The sequence below is a fragment of the Streptomyces sp. NPDC096339 genome, from assembly GCF_044762985.1.
Lineage (GTDB): Bacteria > Actinomycetota > Actinomycetes > Streptomycetales > Streptomycetaceae > Streptomyces.
Genome location: NZ_JBIWFI010000026.1, coordinates 1 through 18,225 on the forward strand (window position 1 = coordinate 1; position 18,225 = coordinate 18,225).

Sequence of the window (18,225 nt, forward strand, 5' to 3'; positions counted from 1 at the left end):
CCCCGGGGGGGGTGTGGAGGACCGGTGGGGGCCCGGCGTGCTTCTCTTATTCTAGAGGGCGCCCCCCCGGCGGGGGCGGGGGGGGGGGGCCCCCCCCGCCGCTCGCCGGGTGGAGATGCAGCCCGGCGGGAATGTCCCTACGGTCGATACAGGCGTTCGACTCAGGGGGCTCCTTCCCCGCCTCCGACGCGTCGGCGCCCCGACTCCCAGGAGATGGCTCACCATGACGACAGCATCCGACCACCCCGTGCTCGACACCCTGGCCGCCATGACCATGGACTCGCTCGAACGGTGCGGGCTTCCCGCGGACACGCTGATACTCACGCGCCTCGCCGCGCTCGCCGCGATGGACGCACCGGCGATGTCCTACGTCGCCCACATCGACCCGGCCATCAAGACCAACCTGACGCCCGCCCAGGTGCAGGACGTCCTGGTCGCCATCGCCCCCATCGTGGGCACCGCCCGCGTCATGTCCGCGGCCACCCACATCGCGGAAGCCCTGGGGTTCGTCATCGCCGTGGCCGAGGCGGAGGCCGAAGCCGAGCTCGAAGGATAGCCGGGCCGGCGATTCACACCGGGGCGCTCAGGGCGAGCACGGCCAGGTCGTCGCGGCCGTCGCCCAGGCGGGCGTCGGCCAGCGCGCGGCACAGGTCGTCGAGCGGCACTCCGGTGTGGGCGGCGGCCAGCCGGGCGAGGGCGTCGAGGCTGCTGTCGAGGGTGCGGTCGGGGTGCTCGACCAGCCCGTCCGTGTACAGCACCAGGGTCGCCCCGCCGGGAAGGGGGCACCTGTGGTCGGGCCGGGGTACCGCGGCGTCCACACCGAGCGGCAGACCCGGTTCGGCGAGCAGGTACCGGGCGTCGCCGTCCGCCGTGAGCAGGAGCGGCGGCGGATGTCCCGCGCTGCTCCAGTGCAGCGTCCAGCCGTCGGCGCCCGGCTCGATGCGCACCAGGCAGGCCGTGGTGATCGGGTTGTCGGTGATCGCTTCCAGGGTGCGGTCGAGCCTGGTCAGGACGGCACTGGGCGGGGTGCGGCGGTCGTACAGCAGGGCCCGCAGCATGCTGCGGGTCTGGGCCATGGTGGCCGCCGCCTGGAGGTCGTGCCCGACGACGTCGCCGATGACCAGGGCGCACGCGCCGTCGGAGAGCATCAGGGCGTCGTACCAGTCGCCGCCCACGTGGTCCGGAGCGGCGGCGGGCCGGTAGACGGCGGCGGCGCGGAACGGGGCGAGGTCCGGCAGCCGCGGCAGCAGGAGCCGCTGGAAGTACTCGGCGTTGGTGCGCACCTGCCGGTAGAGGCGGGCGTTCTCGATCGCGAGACCGGCCGCTCCGGCGAGGGCCACGACCACGTCCTGGTCGCCCCGGTCGAAGGGCCGTCCGTCGCGCCGCTCGGTGAGGTAGAGGTTGCCGTAGACGCGCCCGCGGGAGCTGATCGCCACTCCGAGCAGTGTGCTCATCGGCGGGTGGCCGGCGGGGAAGCCGACCGAGTGCGGGTGGGCGGCGATTTCGGGGACGCGCAGCGGCTCGGGGTGCCGGATGAGGTGCCCGAGGAGTCCGCGCCCGTGCGGGAAGGCGACTCCGGCCAGGTCGGCGGTCTGCTGCTCGCTCAGTCCGACGGGGATGAACTCCTCCAGTTGTTCGCCGTCCTCGCTCAGCACGCCGAGCGCTCCGAACCGGGCGTCGACCAGGCCCATGGCGGTGGTGATCACGCGCCGGAGCACGACCGGGAGCTCCAGCTCCCTGCCGACCGCCATCACGGCGTCCAGCAGGTCCTGGAATCGGCGCTGGGAATGGGCCAGGTCGCGCGGACTCTCGATGACCTGGTCCGTCTGCCCGTCCGCCGGAGCCATCACAGCCGCCTTCGGTTGCCCTGCCGGACGACGGCCGCCGCACGCGGCGCGTCCTTCAGGTTCCACGGTAGGCACCGCCACAGCCCACCGCACACAATCGCCCCCACGGGCACGTACGGTGAACGAACGCGTCCCTGCGTGACCGCCGCGGGTGCGGATCACCGCCGGCCTCCGCCCCGCGAGGCGGTCGACGCGTCCCGCCGAAACGGCGCGGGGGCCGTCCCGGATCGCTCCGGAACGGCCCCTGGTCCTCCGCACGGCCCCGCGTCAGTCCGCGGACCGGCGCTTGCCCCGCTGGCGGCGCGGGTACGGGAAGAGCCTCGGCGGGCGCTTGGCGGCCACGTCCTCGATCCAGCCGAAGGTGAGCACCAGCAGGGCGATCAGCGGGATGGCCAGCAACAGTGTGAACCACGGGCTGTTCAGCAGCCACGGGAGGTTCTCGGACAGGAAATCGATCTTCCAGAGGGGGTCGACCGCCAGCACGGCGAGCACCAGCGCCACCTCGTGCCACAGGTAGACGCTGACGGCGCGCGAGTTGAGCAGGCTGATCAGCCCGTTCCAGCGTTCCAGCCGCCTGGGCCACTGCTCCCAGGACGGGCTGAGGTGGAGCAGCATGGCGACGAAGCCTATGGACCACAGGGCCTGGGCGATCGGCCAGGACTCGATGTCGGTCGCCTCGCCCGGCTCGACCGGCCGGGTCGTCAGGTACCAGAGACCGGCCACCATGATCAGCGGCGCGATGGACGGCACCACGTACTGCGGGATCTTCTTGAGCAGCCCCTCCTGGTGGGCCATTCCGAGGATCCAGCAGGCGCCGAACGTCACGAAGTCGTCGGCGGTCTCCCAGATCCGGCTGGGGATGAACTCCTGCTCGGCGAAGAAGAGGTTCATGACGGCCACCACCGCGAGGGGCGCGAGCAGCGTCGCCACCGGGAACCGCCGCAGCGCCCGCAGCATCAGCGGCGAGAGCAGGACGTACCACAGGTAGGCGCGGAGGTACCAGAGCGGCACGACGACCTGGTCGGCCCAGGTGGTCTCGACGTGCCCGTGGAAACCGCCCAGCTCGTCCGCGAACGGCGGGGTGCTCAGCGGCAGGATCCAGAACGCCAGCTTGCCCCACCACCAGCTCGGGTGGCCCTCGGAGTCGGGCCCCCAGCCGTCGAGGATCTGGAGGGTGATCACGATGGCGCCGAACAGCCACATCGGCGGCAGCAGCCGGCGCAGTCGGCCGCGGATCACGCCGAGGGCGGGACGGCTGAGCGAGCGGGTCATCAGCGAGCCGGCCAGCGCGAACATCACGCCCATCGACGGGAAGACGAGGGGCAGCCAGAACCAGCTGAAGTTGTGGTAGAGCACCACGCGGCCCAGCGCCAGGGCACGGAGCAGGTCGAGGTAGCGGTCACGGCCGCCCTTGCGCTGGACCGGCGCCTCCGGCTCCGGCTCGTACTGCTGCCGCAGGGCGTCGGGGACCCTCAGCTGGACGGTGTCGTGGGTGCGGCCCCACTCGACGGATGCGGTCACGGTCAGGCCTCCACGGGTGCGGTGGCGACCTCGCCGGTGCGCCGCAGTTTCTGCCAGCGCAGCCGGCCACCGGTCACCGCCGTGATCGCCGACTGCAGCAGGACGATGTACATCAGCTGCCGGTAGACCACCTGCTGGATCGGCAGGCTGATCAGGTGCAGGGGCTTCTCGCGGTCGAGCCGGAAGGCGTACCAGGACAGCACGGCCTGGATGAGGATGAACCCGCCCCAGGAGGCGAGCGTGACCGGGGCGTCGGCGAACAGCACGCCGTACAGCAGGAAGATGTCGACCAGCGGCGCCAGCAGCGGGGCGACCACGCCGAACAGCACGACCAGCGGCAGTCCGAGCCGGCCGAAGCGCCCGGCCGGTCCGCGGGAGGTCAGCGCGCGGCGGTGCTTCCACATCGCCTGCATGCTGCCGTAGCTCCAGCGGTACCGCTGCGACCAGAGCTGCTGGAGGCTGGCAGGAGCCTCGGTCCAGGCGCGGGCGTACTCCGTGTAGACGATCCGCCAGCCTTCGCAGAGCACCGCGATGGTGATGTCGGTGTCCTCGGCGAGGGTGTCGTCGCTCATCCCGCCGACGCGCTCCAGGGCCTCCTTGCGGAAGGCGCCGACCGCGCCGGGGATGGTCGGGATGATGCCGAGCATGTCGTACATCCGGCGGTCCAGGTTGTGCCCGAGGACGTACTCGATGTGCTGCCAGGCACCGATCAGGCTGTCCCGGTTGCCCACCTTGGCGTTGCCCGAGACCGCGCCGATCCCCGGGTCGCCGAAGGGCTGGACGAGCTCGCGCACGGTGGAGGGTTCGAAGACGGTGTCGCCGTCCATCATCACGATGATGTCGTGCGAGGCGGCGGCGACGCCGGCGTTGAGCGCGCTGGGCTTGCCGCCGTTGACCTTGCGGATCAGCCGGACGAACGGGAGGTCCATCTCCTCGACGATGTCCGCGGTGCCGTCCGTGGAACCGTCGTCGATGACGATCACCTCGATCGGATAGTCACTGGCGGCCAGGGAGTTGAGGGTGTTGGCGATGCACTCGCGTTCGTTGTAGGCCGGGACGAGCACCGTGACCGGCCGGGTGACGGGCTCTCCCCAGGTGTCCCGGCGCCTCGCGCGGCGGGCGTGGATCGGCGCGAGGACGAGCATCAGCGCGAACCGGCCGAAGTTGAGGAAGCCGACGACGGCCAGCAGCGCGATGAGCACCGGCAGGGTGTGGACGGCGAGCTGGGTGGCCCAGATGTAGCCCTTGCCCGCCCACAGCTGGAACCCGTGCACCGGCGTGGTGGCGCTGGAGGCCCCGAGCGCCTCGGAGATGGTGGCGAAGCGGTAGCCCTCGCCCTGCAGCTTGTCGATCATCTGACCGAGGGCGGTCAGGGTCTGGGAGCGGTCGCCACCCGCGTCGTGCAGCAGGATCATCTCGCCCTCACCGGGCTTGTCCGGCATGGCCGCCTTGACGATCGCCTCGACCCCGGGGCGCTTCCAGTCGTCGGTGTCCTTGTCGATGAACGCGGTGAGGTAGCCGCGCGCGCCCACGTACTTGATCACCGGATAGTTCAGGTCGTCCAGCGCGGAGGAGTACGAGGAGTAGGGCGGGCGGAACAGCGAACTGTGGACGCCCGCGGCGCCGGCCAGTGCCAGCTGCGTCTGCGCCAGCTCCCAGCTGACCCGGGCGTGGGACTGGTACACCAGGTCGGGGTGGGTGAAGGTGTGCACGCCGAGTTCGTGGCCGTCCTCGACGATCTTCCGGATCAGCTCCGGGTTGCGTGCGGTCATCGAACCGGTCACGAAGAAGGAGGCGTGGACCTTGCGTTCCTCCAACAGCTCCAGGATCTTCGGGGTCCACTCCTCCGAAGGACCGTCGTCGAAGCTCAGGACCACGGTGCGGTCGGGGATGCGGTAGTTCACGGGGTGCTCGTTCTTGTCACCGCGCGCGTCGATGATCGGGCCGCCCTTGAGCAGGTCCTGCGGCACGGTCGTCTTGTCGACCGATTCCGCGACCCGGGCGTCGTGGAACACCTCGTTGGTGGCGAGACCGCGCAGGACGATGAGCGCGAGCAGGCAGGCCAGCAGGGAGAGGGGCATGAAGAAGCGCAACGGGGGCGCGGCCAGTCGGCGTGGCCTCAGCAGGGACTGCCGGCGGCGCTGGTGCCGGGACCGGGACAATGACGCTCCTGGAGATGGGTGGTGCGGATGATCAGCTGCGCTTGGCCGGCTGGCCGGAAGGCGTTGCCACGCGCGGCGCGTTGTTCGTGTTCTGGTTCTGGTTCTGGTTCGAGGACCTCGACGTACCGGACGTGCTCTTCGGCGTACCGGCCGACGGCTTCGGCGTCGTCCCGGCCGAGGGCTTCGTCTGGGGAGTCGCCGACCGCGTGGCCGTCCGGGGTGAGACCGACGGGGACGGCGCGGTGGACGAGAGCGACGCCGCGGGTGAGGGCGACGGGGCGGGTGGCGCCGAGGGCTGCACGGGTATCCCCATCGCCGGGGCGTCCGCCTGTCCGCCGATGAGACTGCTGCCCATGGCGACCGCGAGGATCGCACCGACGACGGAAACCGGCCATCCGAGACCACGCAGCAGACGGCCTCGCCGACCCGACTCGGAGACGAACACCGGTGCCGGAGCGGGTTCTTCGAAGTCCGACTCGGGCATTTCAGACAATGCCGGGTACGCCGATCCACGTTCGGTGGGAGTGATGACTGAGCGCACCTTGCGAGGCCTTTCAGTGCAGGGTACGTAGACGCGGGATCGCAGGGCGAACGCTAGTGCACTGCCATGCATCGACTTGGGCCCGATGTCTGGATTTAGCGGCATCTGATCAAGCGTTGTAATCGGATCGAAATACCGATCGGCAGTACCGTCCAGTAAGTACTGATCGCACAGTCGACCGGGCGCCGGTTGGTAGGTTTTCGGCCAGGGTCATTTCATCGCGGGAGCATTCCATCGCCGGCGGAACCGCCCCCGACCGCTCACTCCTGAGGCCACGGGGAGGCCTCCGACCGGTCACCTCGACGCCCGGCCGGCACCTTAGGATGACCCCCTCATCGGATCAGCCGTCGATCCCTCATGCAGTGGGCGTGTCCAGGTACCGCCTCTACGCCCCAAGGAGCCCGTGTGAGCCAGCCCCGCCGCACCTCTCGCCGCCGCGCGTGGACCGCGCTCGCACTGCCCGCCCTCCTGTGCGTGCTCGCCGCGTGTTCCGGCGGCGGCCCCGCGTCCGGCAAGGGCGCCGACGACGGCCGGGCCGGTGCCTCGCCGACCCCCACCGGACCGCCGGGAACCCTGTTCGACAACTTCCACTACAGCGGCGCCGACGACCCCCAGCTCGCCGCCCACGGCTGGGAGATCCGTACCGGGGCGGGCGGCCCGGGGATCCAGGACAGCTGGAACAGCGCCGGTGCCGGCTTCCCCGCCGACACGACCGCCCAGGGCGGCAAGGTCCTGCAGCTGCAGTCCTCCACCGACGGCACCAAGCAGGGCACCAAGCAGGTCGAGGTGCAGACCACCGGCCAGAACCTCTTCACGGGGACCTACGCCGCCCGGGTCTACTTCAGCGACAAGCCCACGAGCGGCCGCAACGGCGACCACGTCGTGCAGACCTTCTTCCCGATCTCCCCCTCGGACTCCTCGGCGAACTACAGCGAACTCGACTTCGAGTACCTGCCGAACGGCGGCTGGGGTACGACGGGGCCGCGACTCGACAACGTCAGCTGGTTCAAGGCCGATCCGCCGGACCGGGTCAACAAGACGACCAAGCAGCGCCTCGAGGGCTGGCACCTCCTGATGATCACCGCCATGGACGGAAAGGTCGTCTACACCCTGGACGGCAAGGAGACCTTCACCAGCTCCGGCAAGTACGTCCCGCGCGAGAAGATGGACATCCACTTCAGCAACTGGCTCATCGACCTCACCTCCGCCGGAGGCATGCGCACCTGGGACATGAAGGTCAACTGGGTCTACCACAAGGCCGACGAGGCCGTTTCCCAGGCGGACGTCCAGAAGACGGTGGACGGCTTCTACAGCGCCGGCACGAACTACGTCAACACCGTCCCGAAGGGCTGACCCCCGGGCCCTGCCCGCCCCCCTCCCCCATCCGGCCGGCGGCTCCGTTCACCGCTCCGGGCCTCCGTCAACACGTCCGTCCCGACAGGCGAGTTCGGAATCCCGGAGCCCGTGGGGCCCGTGGGGCCCGCCGCCGTGTTCACCCATACGCTCACGCTCGCCGACCGAGTTCGAGTCCGCCGTCGTCGAGTACGCGCTCGGTCCCATCCGCGCCGGTTCGTGGGAACTGATGTGTCTCCGTGCCCATCTATACCAACGAGATCCGTTCGAGTTCCCGTTCGAGATCCGTAAGTCTGCACCGGAGTCCGAGTGAAACACCGTTCAGCCACGCTCTGCGCGGCCCTCGTCCTGTCCGCCGTCGCCGCGCTGTCCGGCTGCTCCAGCGAGGGCGATCCCGTCTCCTTCGCCCCGAAGGAGACGGCGAAGCCGAGTGAGAGCAACAAGGCCTCCGACGTCCTGATGCCGACCCGCCCGCGCGAGTGGACGACGCAGCGGGAGCTGCCGGACGGGACGCGGGTGGTGCGCACCGACCTGACGGGGCCGAAGTCCGGCTTCACCGGCCGGGTGTGGGCCTGGGTGCCGAAGCAGTACGGCAAGCCCGAGTACAAGGACAGCGCCTTCCCGGTGCTGATGGCGCTGCCCGGCGCCGTTGGCTACCCGACGAACTACTTCTTCTCCAAGGAGTTCCGCCTCCAGGAACGGATCGGGGAAGCCGCCGACAAGGGCGAGAGCCTGCCCTTCATCGTGGTCATGCCGGTGCTGAACGCCAACAAGGACACCTACTACGACGGCAGCGACATACCGGGGCAGCCCAAGATGGGCACCTGGATCTCGGACGACGTCCCGGACCTGGTGCGGGAGAACTTCCGTACCTACGCCGACCCGAAGGGCTGGGGCTTCTTCGGCTCCTCCTCCGGCGGCTACGTGGGCATGAAGATGGTGCTCCAGTACCCCGAGCGGTTCAGCGTGGCGATCGCGGGAGGGCCCGACGCGGCCCCCGATTCGCCGCTGTGGAACGGCCATCCGAAGGAGAAGCAGGAGAACAGCCCGGCCTGGCTGGCCGAGCAGCTGATCAAGAAGAGCGGCGCCGCGGGCGGCCCCACGAGCAGCCCGTCGAGCAGCGCCAAGGCCGGCTCGAAGAGCAGCCCCAAGAGCAGTCCCTCGCCCAGCCCCTCGACCGGGCCCACGACGGAACGCAAGGTGTCGATCTCCTTCCTCATGGGCACGAAGGAGCCGAAGCAGGAGGTCGCTGCTCTCGACAAGCTCCGCCAGGAGATCACCAAGGGCCCGATCGAGACCCGCGTGACGTCCTTCGAGGGCGGTCACGACGGTTACAAGTACACGGACACCCTGTTCAACGGTGACCTGAAGTGGATGAGCGACCGCATGCGCGGCCCGGTCGCCGCGAAGTGACCGCCGCCCAGGAGGCATAGGCCCGAGCCGCGCCCCTCGGGACGCCCGCCGACCGGCGTCCCGTACCGGCGCGGCCGCACGCCCGGCGTGCCCTGGCGGCGCCCGCGCCCGCGCTCTTGGCGTGCGCGGGCGCCGTACCCGCCCCGGTCCCCAAGCGGTCCCCGAAAACGGTCAAGGGGCCGTTTCAGATTGCTCTGAAACGGCCCCTTGCCTACGACTCTTTCGAGTCGGGACGACAGGATTTGAACCTGCGACCCCTTGACCCCCAGTCAAGTGCGCTACCAAGCTGCGCCACGTCCCGTTGCACCTTCGTCCGGTCTTCTCCGGGTTTCCCCTGACCGGCGGCACATGCAGAACATTACCCCACGCCGAGGGGTGTGCATGCACCGGTAATCGCCCCGGGGGAGGATGGGCCGGTGAACGCACGGGATCGGGATGGCGACGGGCGGGCGCGGAGCGCCCGGCCCAGGGACGGGTTGGGGCGGCCGCTGCCCTACGGGGCGCCGGGGGTGGAGAGGCAGCCCGAGGGGGTGGTGCGCTCGCCGGCGGAGACCGTGCGCGAGGCGCAGCGGCTGCTGGACGCCGGGATGCCGTTCCACGCGCACGAGGTGTTCGAGGACGCGTGGAAGTCGGGGCCCGAGGCGCAGGCCCCGCTGTGGCGGGGGCTCGCGCAGCTCGCCGTCGGGCTGACGCACGCCGCGCGGGGGAACGCGGTCGGCGGGGCGCGGCTGCTGCGGCGGGGCGCCGGCTCGCTGGCCGGGCTGGGCGAGGCGTACGGGATGGACGTGGCGGGGTTGGCCGGGTGGGCCCTGGAGCTGGCGGGCCGGGTGGAGTCGGGCGAGGCCGTCGATCCCGCGCGGGAGGCGCCCCGGCTCACCGGCCCGGCTGGTTCTGGCTGAGGGGGTTACCCGGCGGGCTGGAGGAGGTCCCAGCGGTTTCCGTACAGGTCCTCGAAGACGGCGACGGAGCCGTACGGCTCGTGCCGCGGCTCCTCCAGGAAGCGGACTCCCTCGGCGGTCATCCGGGCGTGGTCGTGCGCGAAGTCGTCGGTGTACAGGAAGAAGCCGACGCGCCCGCCCGTCTGGTCGCCGACGCGGGAGCGCTGGGCCTCGTCCTTGGCGCGGGCCAGCAGGAGGGCCGATTCGGTGGCGCCGGGCGGGCGGACCACGACCCAGCGGGAGCCGTCCGGGCGGGCCGTGTCCTCGGCGAGGTCGAAGCCGAGGGCGCGGGTGTAGAAGTCGATGGCCTCGTCGTAGTCGTGGACCACGAGGGCGGTGAGGGCGATGTGGGAGGGCATGCCCTCATTGTGCGCCGAGGAGGACCACTTCCAGGGTGCGCGGGCCGTGCACGCCCTCCACCCGGTCGAGTTCGATGTCGCTGGTGGCGGAGGGGCCCGAGATCCAGGTCAGCGGGCGGGCCGGGTCGAGGCGTTCGAGGGCCTGCGGTACGGAGTCCACGAGCTGCTCCGGGACGCGGACCACGCAGATGTGGTGGTCGGGGACGAGCGTGATGCGGCGCCGGCCCTGGTCCGGTCCGCCGTCGAGGACGATCGTGCCCGTCTCGGCGATGGCCAGGGCGCAGCCGGTGACCACGCTGTCGACCGCGTCGAGCTCGGCCGCGGTGGACGCTGCCCGGTCGTGGACGCGCACCGGGTCGGCCTCCGCGAGCCAGTGCGGGGGCAGGGCGGGCGGTACGAGGACGGTCCGCGAGCCGTGCGCGGCGAGGAGCCGCATCAGCAGCCGGGCGATGCCGTCCTCGTCGGCGCGGTGGACCTTCGCTCGGTACTCGGCGAGGTTGGCGGCGAGCAGATCGGCGCTTTCGGCCGGGGTGCGGGTGCCGTGGACCCGCAGGTAGTCGCGGGGAATGGCGGTGTCCGGGCCGGGGGTGGCGGTGGCCGGCGCGTCGGGGCCGGCGGTCGCCGGGGCGTCCTGGCCGGCGGTCGCCCGGCGGATGCGGGCCAGGATGCGGTCCTTGCTGCTCACTGCGGGGTCTCCCGTTCGCGGTTGGCCCACCAGTCACGGAAGGATTCCGCGGGGATGGAGGGGAGTTCGCGCGTGTCCGTCCAGGCCCGTCCGGGTCCCGGGAGTCGGCGCGGCGCCAGCCTGCGGGCGCGGGCCAGGAGGCGTTCGCCCGCGCGGAGGGCGGCCGGGCGGTCCAGGAGCAGCCGGGCGGCGCGCATGGCGGCCCGTTCGGCGGTGTGCCCGTGCGCGGGGCGGATGGTCACGCGGACGCCCTCCCGGGTCACCGGCCCGCCCTGGGCCACCCGCTCGCGCAGGTGGACGAGCACCTCGGGGATGTCGATGGCGACGGGGCAGACCTCGTAGCAGGCCCCGCACAGGGTGGAGGCGTAGGGCAGCGTCGCGTCGATCTCGCTTCCCGTGCCCCGGAGTTGGGGGCTGAGGATGGCGCCGATGGGGCCGGGGTACACCGAGCCGTAGGCATGGCCGCCGGCCCGTTCGTAGACGGGGCACACGTTGAGGCAGGCGGAGCAGCGGATGCAGCGCAGGGCCTGGCGGCCGGTCTCGTCGGCGAGGGTGTCGGTGCGCCCGTTGTCGAGGAGCACGAGGTGGAAGACGGAGGGTCCGTCGCCGTCCTCGGTACCGGTCCACATCGTCGTGTACGGGTTCATCCGCTCGGCCGTCGAGGAGCGCGGCAGCGTCTGGAGGAAGACCTCCAGGTCGCGGAAGGTGGGGACGACCTTCTCGATGCCGACGACCGAGATCAGGGTCTTGGGCAGGGTCAGGCACATGCGGCCGTTGCCCTCGGACTCGAAGACGACCATCGTGCCGGTCTCGGCGACCATGAAGTTGGCGCCGGATACGGCGACTTCGGCCCGCAGGAACTTCTCGCGCAGGTGCAGGCGGGCGGCCTCGGCGAGTTCGCGCGGGTCGTCGCCGAGGTCCTCGGGCGCCGGGCGGCCCCACTCCCCCATCTCCGTGCGGAAGATGTCGCGGATCTCGCCGCGGTTGCGGTGGATGGCCGGGACCAGGATGTGCGAGGGCCGGTCGTGGCCCAGCTGCACGATGAGTTCGGCGAGGTCCGTCTCGTAGGCGGCGATCCCGGCTTCCTCCAGGGCCTCGTTGAGGCCGATCTCCTGGGTGGCCATGGACTTGACCTTGACCACCTCCCGCTCGCCGGTGGCACGGACCAGGTCGGTCACGATGCGGTTGGCCTCGTCGGCGTCGGCCGCCCAGTGGACGGTGCCGCCGGCGGCCGTCACCGATTCCTCCAACCGGAGGAGGTAGTGGTCGAGGTGACGCAGCGTGTGGTCCTTGATCGCCTTTCCGGCGGCCCGCAGCCGGTCCCAGTCCTCCAGCTCGGCCACGGCCCGGGCCCGCTTGTCGCGGATGGTGTGGGTGGCGTGCCGGAGGTTGGCGCGCAGGACGTCGTCCCGTACGGCCTGCCGCGCGGCGGCGGGGAAGGCGGGCATGCCGAGGTACGTACCGCTCATGGCAGGGGGTCCTCCTCCGCGGCCGCCAGGATCTCCGCGAGGTGCAGGGCCCGCAGCGAGGCGTCCGCGCGGCGCAGCAGGCCGTCGAGATGGGCGAGGCAGGAGTTGTCGGCGCCGCACAGCACCTCGGCTCCGCTCGCCGCCGCGTTCGCGATCTTGTCGGTGCCCATGGCGGTGGAGACGTCCGGGTTCTTGACGGCGAAGGTGCCGCCGAAGCCGCAGCACTCCTCGGCGCCGGGCAGTTCGACGAGGTCCAGGCCCTTGACGGCGGCCAGCAGGCGGCGCGGCCGGTCCCCGAGCCCCAGGCCGCGCAGGCCGTGACAGGACGGGTGGTAGGTGACGGTGTGCGGGAAGTACGCGCCGACGTCCGTCACGCCGAGCACGTCGACGAGGAACTCGGTGAGCTCGTACACGCGCGGGGCGAGGGAGGCGGCCGCCTCGGCGAGTTCGGTGCCCCGCCCCTCCCCCGCCGCCTTGCGGCCGATGCGCGGGTAGTGCTCGCGGATCATCGCGGCGCAGGAGCCGGAGGGGGTGACCACGTACTCGTATCCGGCGAAGGCCCGGGCCGTACGCCGCAGCAGCGGTTCCGTTTCGTACCGATAGCCCGTGTTGTACTGCGGTTGGCCGCAGCAGCTCTGGGCCGCCGGGAAGTCGACCTCGACGCCGAGCCGCTCCAGGAGGCGTACGACGGCGATGCCGGTCCGCGGGTACAGCGCGTCGTTGACGCAGGTGACGAACAGGGCGACGCGCATGATGGGCACAATAGCCGGGTGAAGAAGTTCTCAGTGATCGGCATAGGCGCGGGCGACCCGGACCACCTGACCCTCCAGGCGGTCAGGGCGATCGGCGCGGCGGACGCATTCCTCATCCTGGAGAAGGGGGAGGAGAAGGCGGACCTGACCGGGCTGCGGCGCGCGATGCTCGACGAGCACGCCCGTCCCGGCCACCGCCTGGTGGAAGGCCGCGACCCGGACCGGGACCGGACCCCCGCCGACTACACCCCGACGGTGGACGGCTGGCGCAGTGCGCGGGCCGCGATCTTCGAACGGTTCATCGACGAGGACCTGGCGGACGGCGAGACCGGGGCGTTCCTCGTGTGGGGCGACCCGTCCCTGTACGACTCCACGCTCGCGATCCTCGACGAGGTCCTGGAGCGGGGCCGGGTGGCCTTCGAGCACGAGGTCGTCCCCGGCATCAGCAGCATCTCCGCCCTGCTGGCCCGGCACCGCACGAACCTGAACCGGGTCGGCCGGCCGGTCCAGATCACCACCGGGCGCCGGCTGGCCGAGGGCTGGCCGGACGACGTGGACGACGTGGTGGTGATGCTGGACGCGCGGCACGCCTTCACGGCCCACCTGGACCAGGACCTCTTCATCTACTGGGGGGCCTACGTGGGCACCCCGGACGAGATCCTGGTCTCGGGCAAGCTGGCCGAGGTCGCGGGGCGGATCGAGGAACTGCGCACCGAGGCCCGGGCCCGCAAGGGCTGGATCATGGACACGTACCTGCTCAGGCGTGCCTGAGCAGGTACGACGGCAGGACGGCGGCGAGGCGTTCGTACTCGGCGGGGCGGTTGTAGATCTGCCCGCAGACGCGGATGCCTCCGCCGCCCGGCCAGGGCCAGATCAGCACCCGGATGCCCTGCTCGGCCGCGATCCGCTCACGCAGCTCGGTGGCCTCGTCCCTGGTCTCGGCGACCCCGGACGGCAGCCGCAGGGCGCGCATCGCGAGGGCGTCGTCGTACGGCAGCGGGGTGATCCCGGGGATCTCGGCGAGCAGGGCCGCGCCGTGGGCGGCCAGCGTGCTGTTGTGGGCCCGCACCTTGGCCGCGTCGAGGCGGTGGATGAGGTCGAGCCCCTCGGGGGCGGCGAGCCAGCCGGTGTAGTCGACGGTGGCGCGGTACTCGACGGAGCGCGGGAAGCCGTGCTCGTCCTCCCAGGAGGGCACGAGGGCGCGGACGCGGCGCCGGTGCTGCGGGGCGACGGCGAGGAAGGCGCTGCCCGACGGCGCGTACCCCCATTTGTGCAGGTTGCCGAAGTAGAAGTCGGCGCCGCCGGCGAGCGGTTCGGCGAGCATGCCGGGGGCGTGGGCGCCGTCGACGACCGTGGTGACCCCGCGTTCGCGCAGGTCCGCCAGGAGCCGGGGGGAGGCGATGATCCGGGCGGTGGGCGAGCTGACGTGGTCGAGGACGGCCACCTTGGTACGAGGGGTCAGCGCGGCCAGCACGGTCTCCCGTACGGCGTCCTCGTCGGGCAGCCGGGAGTCGAGGGCGACGGTGGTGACCGGGGCGCGGCGGGCGGCGGCCGCGACGACGGTGCCGTAGCCGTGGTCGCTGACCAGGATCTCGTCGCCGTCCGCGAAGGGGATCGCGTCGAGCGCGAGATTCGCCCCTTCGGTGGCGTTGGAGACGAAGGAGAGGTGGTCGGGGTCGGCGCCGAGGCGCTCGGCGATCCGGCCGCGGGCGGCGGCCAGCCGGTCCGAGACACCGATGAAGAACGCGTCGGGGTCGGCGTGGGCTTCGGCGCGCAGCGCCTCCTGGGCCTCCTGGACGGGCACGGGCACGGCGCCGAAGGAGCCGTGGTTCAGGTGGGAGACGCGGGGGTCCAGGCGGAACAGGGCCTGCCCTCCGGGGAACTCCCCCGGAGGGTCGGTGGGCGACCCGGCTGGGGTGCCGGCGGGTCGTATCGGCTCGGTCACGGGGTCCTCCGTGGTTGCGGCACGGTGTGTCGTGCGGATCATCTCCCGCCGTCGTGTGCGCCGCCAGGCGTTTCCCTGCCGAAGGCCCGCCGGGCGTGGGCGACGAGCTCGCGTACGGCGGGGGCGTGCCCGGGGCGCCAGACGAGCGAGAGCAGGGCCGGGGTGTCGACGTCCTCGATGAGGTGGGCGGCCAGCCGGTCCCCGTGGCCCGCGGCCATGGACTCGCTGAGGATGCCGACGCCGAGCCCGCGGGCGGCGAGGTCGGCGATGGCGTCCGCGGCTCCGGCCTGCAGTGCGATCACCGGATCGAATCCGCGGGCGGCACAGGCCTGGTCGAACACCGTACGCAGCCCCGTGCCGGCCGGCATGCACACGATCGGGTGAGCACCCAGGTCCCGCAGGTGGACGCTGCGGCGCCCGGCCAGCGGGTGGCCGGGCGGGACCAGGGCGACGAGCCGTTCACTGACGATGGTCAGCGCATCCAGCCCGGCCGGGTTGGCGGTCGCGGTGCCGATGAGGGCCAGGTCGACGGTTCCGGCCCGCACCCCTTGGACGAGTCGGTCGGAGTTGTCCTCCAGCAGGGCGATCTCCACGCCGGGATACGCCCGGTGGAAGGCGGCGAGGGCCTCGAACAGGGCCGTCACGGTGCAGCCGAGGACCATGCCGACCGTGATCCGGCCGCGGATCAGGCCGGACACCTCGCCCACCGCCTGGCCGACCGCCTCGGTGGCGGCGAGCGCCGCCCGGGCGGGCGCGAGGGCCGCCGCTCCGGCGGCGGTGAGGGTCGCGGTACGGCCCGAACGATCGAAGAGCTCGGCAACCAACTCCCGTTCCAGCTGGCGGATCTGGGCGCTGACACCGGACTGGCTGATGTGGACGCGCTCGGCCGCCCGGGTGAAGTTCTGCTCCTCGGCGACGGCGACGAAGTATTCGAGCTGCCTCAATTCCATGACCAGGAATTCCAAACGTCAGAAGATCCATCTGTTGGACTTCTGATCGACGGCGGACGAGGCTGGGAACACGAGTCGACGAGCACCGGAGGAAGAAATGTACGAGTCGTACGAGAAGGCCATGCGCCCCGAGGACATCATCCGCCTGTTCGTCGAGCGCTCCAACGCCCGGGACGCCGCAGGGGTGGCCGCGCTCTACGAAGAGGACGCGGTGATGGCCTATCCGGCCTGCGAGCGCACGGTGGGCCGCGAGGCGATCCGCGCACTGTGGGAAAAGGTCCTGGCCCACCGCCCGGTCTTCGCGCAGGAGACCCCGCTGCCGACCCTCGTCGCCGACGGCATCGCGCTCACCTCGACCCCGCCCCGGGACGGCGCCGGGGCCCGCGCCCAGGTCGTGCGGCGCCAGCCCGACGGCAGCTGGCTGCGCCTGCTCGACCAGCCGGAGTTCGTCAGCCCGAGGGAGCAACAGTCACCCCTGCGTGCCTGACCACGGAAGCGGCCCGGAACCGCCTCTCTGAGACGAAGCCATCCGCTTGACGCAAAGGCTTGACCGTGCGCACCCCACCGACCACATCCTGAGACCCTCCGCTGCTACGACGACGGCCGCCGTTGCAGGAAGTCCGCTTCCTCTCTTGCGCGTTGGGCTTCTTGTGCCCTTCCCGCCGCCGACAGGTGATGTGCAAGGCACCGCAGATTGGCCGCCAAGGCGGCGCCGTGGGATCCAGTACCGGCTGCGACGAGTCGACGCCACAATGCAGCGGACTCTTCGGCCGCCGTAAGAGCCTCAGAGTTCCGCCGGGTCTCAGCCAACCGGTGTCCGAGGCTGTTCAGGGCATGCGCGAGGCCCGGCCCGTGAATTTCAGGCTCGTCGTCGACAAGAGGGCGCAGAAGTTCGACGGACTCTCGGAGAGTCTGCACGGATTCTTGAATTTTGCCGGCCTGGGATTGGCGCAGCCCGAGGCCACGTAGCCCACGCGCGAGGTTGGCCACATGGGCCTCGGGATCGGGTTCCATCAGCTTCCGAAACAGGGCAACCGCCTTCTCTGCCGCGAGTAGCGCCGCACGATGCCGATTCGCGTCGGCGAGCTGCCCGCTGTGATTATGCAACGCATTGGCAAGGCCAGCAGCATGACTGTCGGGGTCGACCTCGGCCAGCCGTTGATACAGGGTGACAGCTTCCTCGGTTGCCACCAAGGCCTCTCGCCCCCGATCCACGATTTCCAAATAGCACCCAAGGCCGATCAAAGTGGAAGCAAGTCCCTCGGCGTGACTGTCGGGGTCAATCCCTGCCAGCCCTCGATACAGAGCCACTGCCTCATCTTCGACGGTCACCGCTTCCTCGTCCTGACCTGCGTCCGAAAGCCTCTGCGCCAGCGCATGCAGGCCGTCGGCGAGAGGCCCGAGGTGCGAGTCAGCGTCGAACTCCACGAGCTGCCGCAACAGTGCGACTGACTCTTCGGCTGCGGCTAGCGCTTCTGGGACCCGGCCCGTGATTGACAGGCGCGCAGCGAGGTTTACAAGGGCGGCGGCAAGATACATGTTCGCGGCGTGGTCAGTTTCCACGATCTGACGCCACAGCAGTACGCCTTCTCTTTCCAGCGGGAGGGCATCCCTATGTCGACCTACCTTCGCAAGGCCCTGCCCTAGTCCCCGCAACGCATGGGCTAAGGCGTCGGCATGAATGACAGGATGCTCATTGGCGAGCTTTCGCCACAATCCGACGGATTCCTCCATCGCGACCACCGCATCCTGATAACGGCCCGCCGCCGATAATTGCACCCCGAGATTGTGAAGGATTCTGGCGAGATCGTCGGAATGAGTACCAGGATTGTCTGCGGCTAGCTTTCGCCACAATCCAACGGATTCCTCCGTAGCAGCCACCGCATCCTGATATCGCCCCACCCTCATCAGCCTGTGCCCCAGGCCACTGAGAGCCTTAGCCCGATCTTCGTTCGTCGACGCTACGTTGAGGAGCTGCTCCGCCAGCGCCAGCGCCGTGTGCGTGAGTGTGCCGGTCGTGGCCGGGATGGAAAGATAGAGATCGACAAGTTCAGCTTCGGTGTGGTTGCTTGATGCAACCACACCCGCAATTGCGTCATCGATCCGTCCCTGCCCGGCACGTGCGACGGAAACAGCCAGCGGCAGAAGAGTGCTCGGATCGTGCCCAATCACGCGGACGAGAGTTGATTCGACGTCGGTGGGACAGTGCTGAGCAGCACGGGCCAACCGTCGCAACAACTGGGTTGCGGCGCCGTTGAAGCTGGGCTCTTTGGGCTCAGTAGTCACGGTT

General features: G+C 70.8%; 17 protein-coding genes and 1 tRNA gene. 7 read left to right on the forward strand and 11 right to left on the reverse strand.

What is annotated here, in order from left to right:
- Positions 1 to 223: 223 nt before the first annotated feature.
- Positions 224 to 556: a carboxymuconolactone decarboxylase family protein gene (locus ACIQ5Y_RS27130; RefSeq protein WP_403885700.1), complete on the forward strand. Its 333-nt coding sequence runs from the start codon at positions 224 to 226 to the stop codon at positions 554 to 556.
- Positions 557 to 569: 13 nt separating this feature from the next.
- Here ACIQ5Y_RS27130 and ACIQ5Y_RS27135 read toward each other — a convergent pair whose 3' ends face one another.
- From ACIQ5Y_RS27135 to ACIQ5Y_RS27145, 3 genes are all read right to left on the reverse strand, one after another.
- Positions 570 to 1,847, reverse strand: coding sequence for a SpoIIE family protein phosphatase (locus ACIQ5Y_RS27135; RefSeq protein ID WP_403885703.1), 1,278 nt, complete (start codon positions 1,845 to 1,847; stop codon positions 570 to 572).
- Positions 1,848 to 2,114: 267 nt separating this feature from the next.
- Positions 2,115 to 3,368, reverse strand: a complete 1,254-nt coding sequence (locus ACIQ5Y_RS27140) for an acyltransferase (protein ID WP_403885706.1) — start codon at positions 3,366 to 3,368, stop codon at positions 2,115 to 2,117.
- Positions 3,369 to 3,370: 2 nt separating this feature from the next.
- Positions 3,371 to 5,461 (reverse strand): bifunctional polysaccharide deacetylase/glycosyltransferase family 2 protein, encoded by a 2,091-nt coding sequence (locus ACIQ5Y_RS27145; RefSeq protein WP_403886107.1) that lies wholly within the window; start codon positions 5,459 to 5,461, stop codon positions 3,371 to 3,373.
- Positions 5,462 to 5,529: 68 nt separating this feature from the next.
- Between ACIQ5Y_RS27145 and ACIQ5Y_RS27150 the strand changes: the two genes are divergently transcribed.
- The 3 genes from ACIQ5Y_RS27150 to ACIQ5Y_RS27160 all read left to right on the forward strand — a co-directional run bounded on the left by ACIQ5Y_RS27150 (position 5,530) and on the right by ACIQ5Y_RS27160 (position 8,837).
- Positions 5,530 to 6,102 carry a hypothetical protein gene (locus ACIQ5Y_RS27150; RefSeq protein WP_403885709.1) on the forward strand — a complete coding sequence of 191 codons (573 nt, stop codon included), beginning with the start codon at positions 5,530 to 5,532 and terminating at the stop codon, positions 6,100 to 6,102.
- Positions 6,103 to 6,476: 374 nt separating this feature from the next.
- A complete protein-coding gene (locus tag ACIQ5Y_RS27155; RefSeq protein ID WP_403885712.1) occupies positions 6,477 to 7,424 on the forward strand; it encodes a glycoside hydrolase family 16 protein in 948 nt (315 codons plus the stop codon).
- A gap of 309 nt (positions 7,425 to 7,733) precedes the next feature.
- Positions 7,734 to 8,837, forward strand: a complete 1,104-nt coding sequence (locus tag ACIQ5Y_RS27160; protein ID WP_403885715.1) for an alpha/beta hydrolase — start codon at positions 7,734 to 7,736, stop codon at positions 8,835 to 8,837.
- A gap of 227 nt (positions 8,838 to 9,064) precedes the next feature.
- Here ACIQ5Y_RS27160 and ACIQ5Y_RS27165 read toward each other — a convergent pair.
- Positions 9,065 to 9,138: transfer RNA gene (locus ACIQ5Y_RS27165), tRNA-Pro, on the reverse strand.
- Positions 9,139 to 9,253: 115 nt separating this feature from the next.
- Here ACIQ5Y_RS27165 and ACIQ5Y_RS27170 point away from each other — a divergent pair.
- Positions 9,254 to 9,736, forward strand: a complete 483-nt coding sequence (locus ACIQ5Y_RS27170; RefSeq protein ID WP_403885718.1) for a DUF309 domain-containing protein — start codon at positions 9,254 to 9,256, stop codon at positions 9,734 to 9,736.
- A 5-nt stretch (positions 9,737 to 9,741) separates the two neighbouring features.
- Here ACIQ5Y_RS27170 and ACIQ5Y_RS27175 read toward each other — a convergent pair whose 3' ends face one another.
- The 4 genes from ACIQ5Y_RS27175 to ACIQ5Y_RS27190 are packed head-to-tail and all read right to left on the reverse strand — an operon-like array spanning position 9,742 to position 13,040.
- Positions 9,742 to 10,134, reverse strand: a complete 393-nt coding sequence (locus ACIQ5Y_RS27175; RefSeq protein WP_403885721.1) for a VOC family protein — start codon at positions 10,132 to 10,134, stop codon at positions 9,742 to 9,744.
- 4 nt (positions 10,135 to 10,138) lie between these two features.
- Complete coding sequence (locus ACIQ5Y_RS27180; protein WP_403885724.1) at positions 10,139 to 10,819, reverse strand: lactate utilization protein C; 681 nt, start codon at positions 10,817 to 10,819, stop codon at positions 10,139 to 10,141.
- Positions 10,816 to 12,288: a lactate utilization protein B gene (locus tag ACIQ5Y_RS27185; protein ID WP_403885727.1), complete on the reverse strand. Its 1,473-nt coding sequence runs from the start codon at positions 12,286 to 12,288 to the stop codon at positions 10,816 to 10,818. The genes ACIQ5Y_RS27180 and ACIQ5Y_RS27185 overlap by 4 nt, the downstream gene beginning before the upstream one ends.
- Positions 12,285 to 13,040, reverse strand: a complete 756-nt coding sequence (locus ACIQ5Y_RS27190; protein ID WP_403885730.1) for a (Fe-S)-binding protein — start codon at positions 13,038 to 13,040, stop codon at positions 12,285 to 12,287. Before ACIQ5Y_RS27190 ends, ACIQ5Y_RS27185 begins: the two co-directional genes overlap by 4 nt.
- Before the next feature lie 18 nt (positions 13,041 to 13,058).
- On the opposite strand from ACIQ5Y_RS27190, the gene cobF reads away from it, so the two are divergent.
- The gene (gene cobF, locus ACIQ5Y_RS27195) at positions 13,059 to 13,811 is read left to right on the forward strand and encodes a precorrin-6A synthase (deacetylating) (protein WP_403885732.1); all 753 of its coding nucleotides are present in this window, start codon (positions 13,059 to 13,061) and stop codon (positions 13,809 to 13,811) included.
- On the opposite strand, the gene ACIQ5Y_RS27200 is transcribed toward cobF, so the two are convergent.
- Positions 13,798 to 14,985, reverse strand: coding sequence for an aminotransferase class V-fold PLP-dependent enzyme (locus ACIQ5Y_RS27200; protein WP_403885735.1), 1,188 nt, complete (start codon positions 14,983 to 14,985; stop codon positions 13,798 to 13,800). The two genes, cobF and ACIQ5Y_RS27200, sit on opposite strands and share 14 nt — an antisense overlap.
- Before the next feature lie 38 nt (positions 14,986 to 15,023).
- Positions 15,024 to 15,935: a LysR family transcriptional regulator gene (locus ACIQ5Y_RS27205; RefSeq protein ID WP_403885738.1), complete on the reverse strand. Its 912-nt coding sequence runs from the start codon at positions 15,933 to 15,935 to the stop codon at positions 15,024 to 15,026.
- A gap of 97 nt (positions 15,936 to 16,032) precedes the next feature.
- Here ACIQ5Y_RS27205 and ACIQ5Y_RS27210 point away from each other — a divergent pair, with 97 nt between their 5' ends.
- Positions 16,033 to 16,422: a YybH family protein gene (locus ACIQ5Y_RS27210; protein ID WP_403885740.1), complete on the forward strand. Its 390-nt coding sequence runs from the start codon at positions 16,033 to 16,035 to the stop codon at positions 16,420 to 16,422.
- 104 nt (positions 16,423 to 16,526) lie between these two features.
- Here the strand turns inward: ACIQ5Y_RS27210 and ACIQ5Y_RS27215 are convergent, their stop codons facing one another.
- The gene (locus ACIQ5Y_RS27215; protein ID WP_403885743.1) at positions 16,527 to 18,221 is read right to left on the reverse strand and encodes a tetratricopeptide repeat protein; all 1,695 of its coding nucleotides are present in this window, start codon (positions 18,219 to 18,221) and stop codon (positions 16,527 to 16,529) included.
- Positions 18,222 to 18,225: the final 4 nt, after the last annotated feature.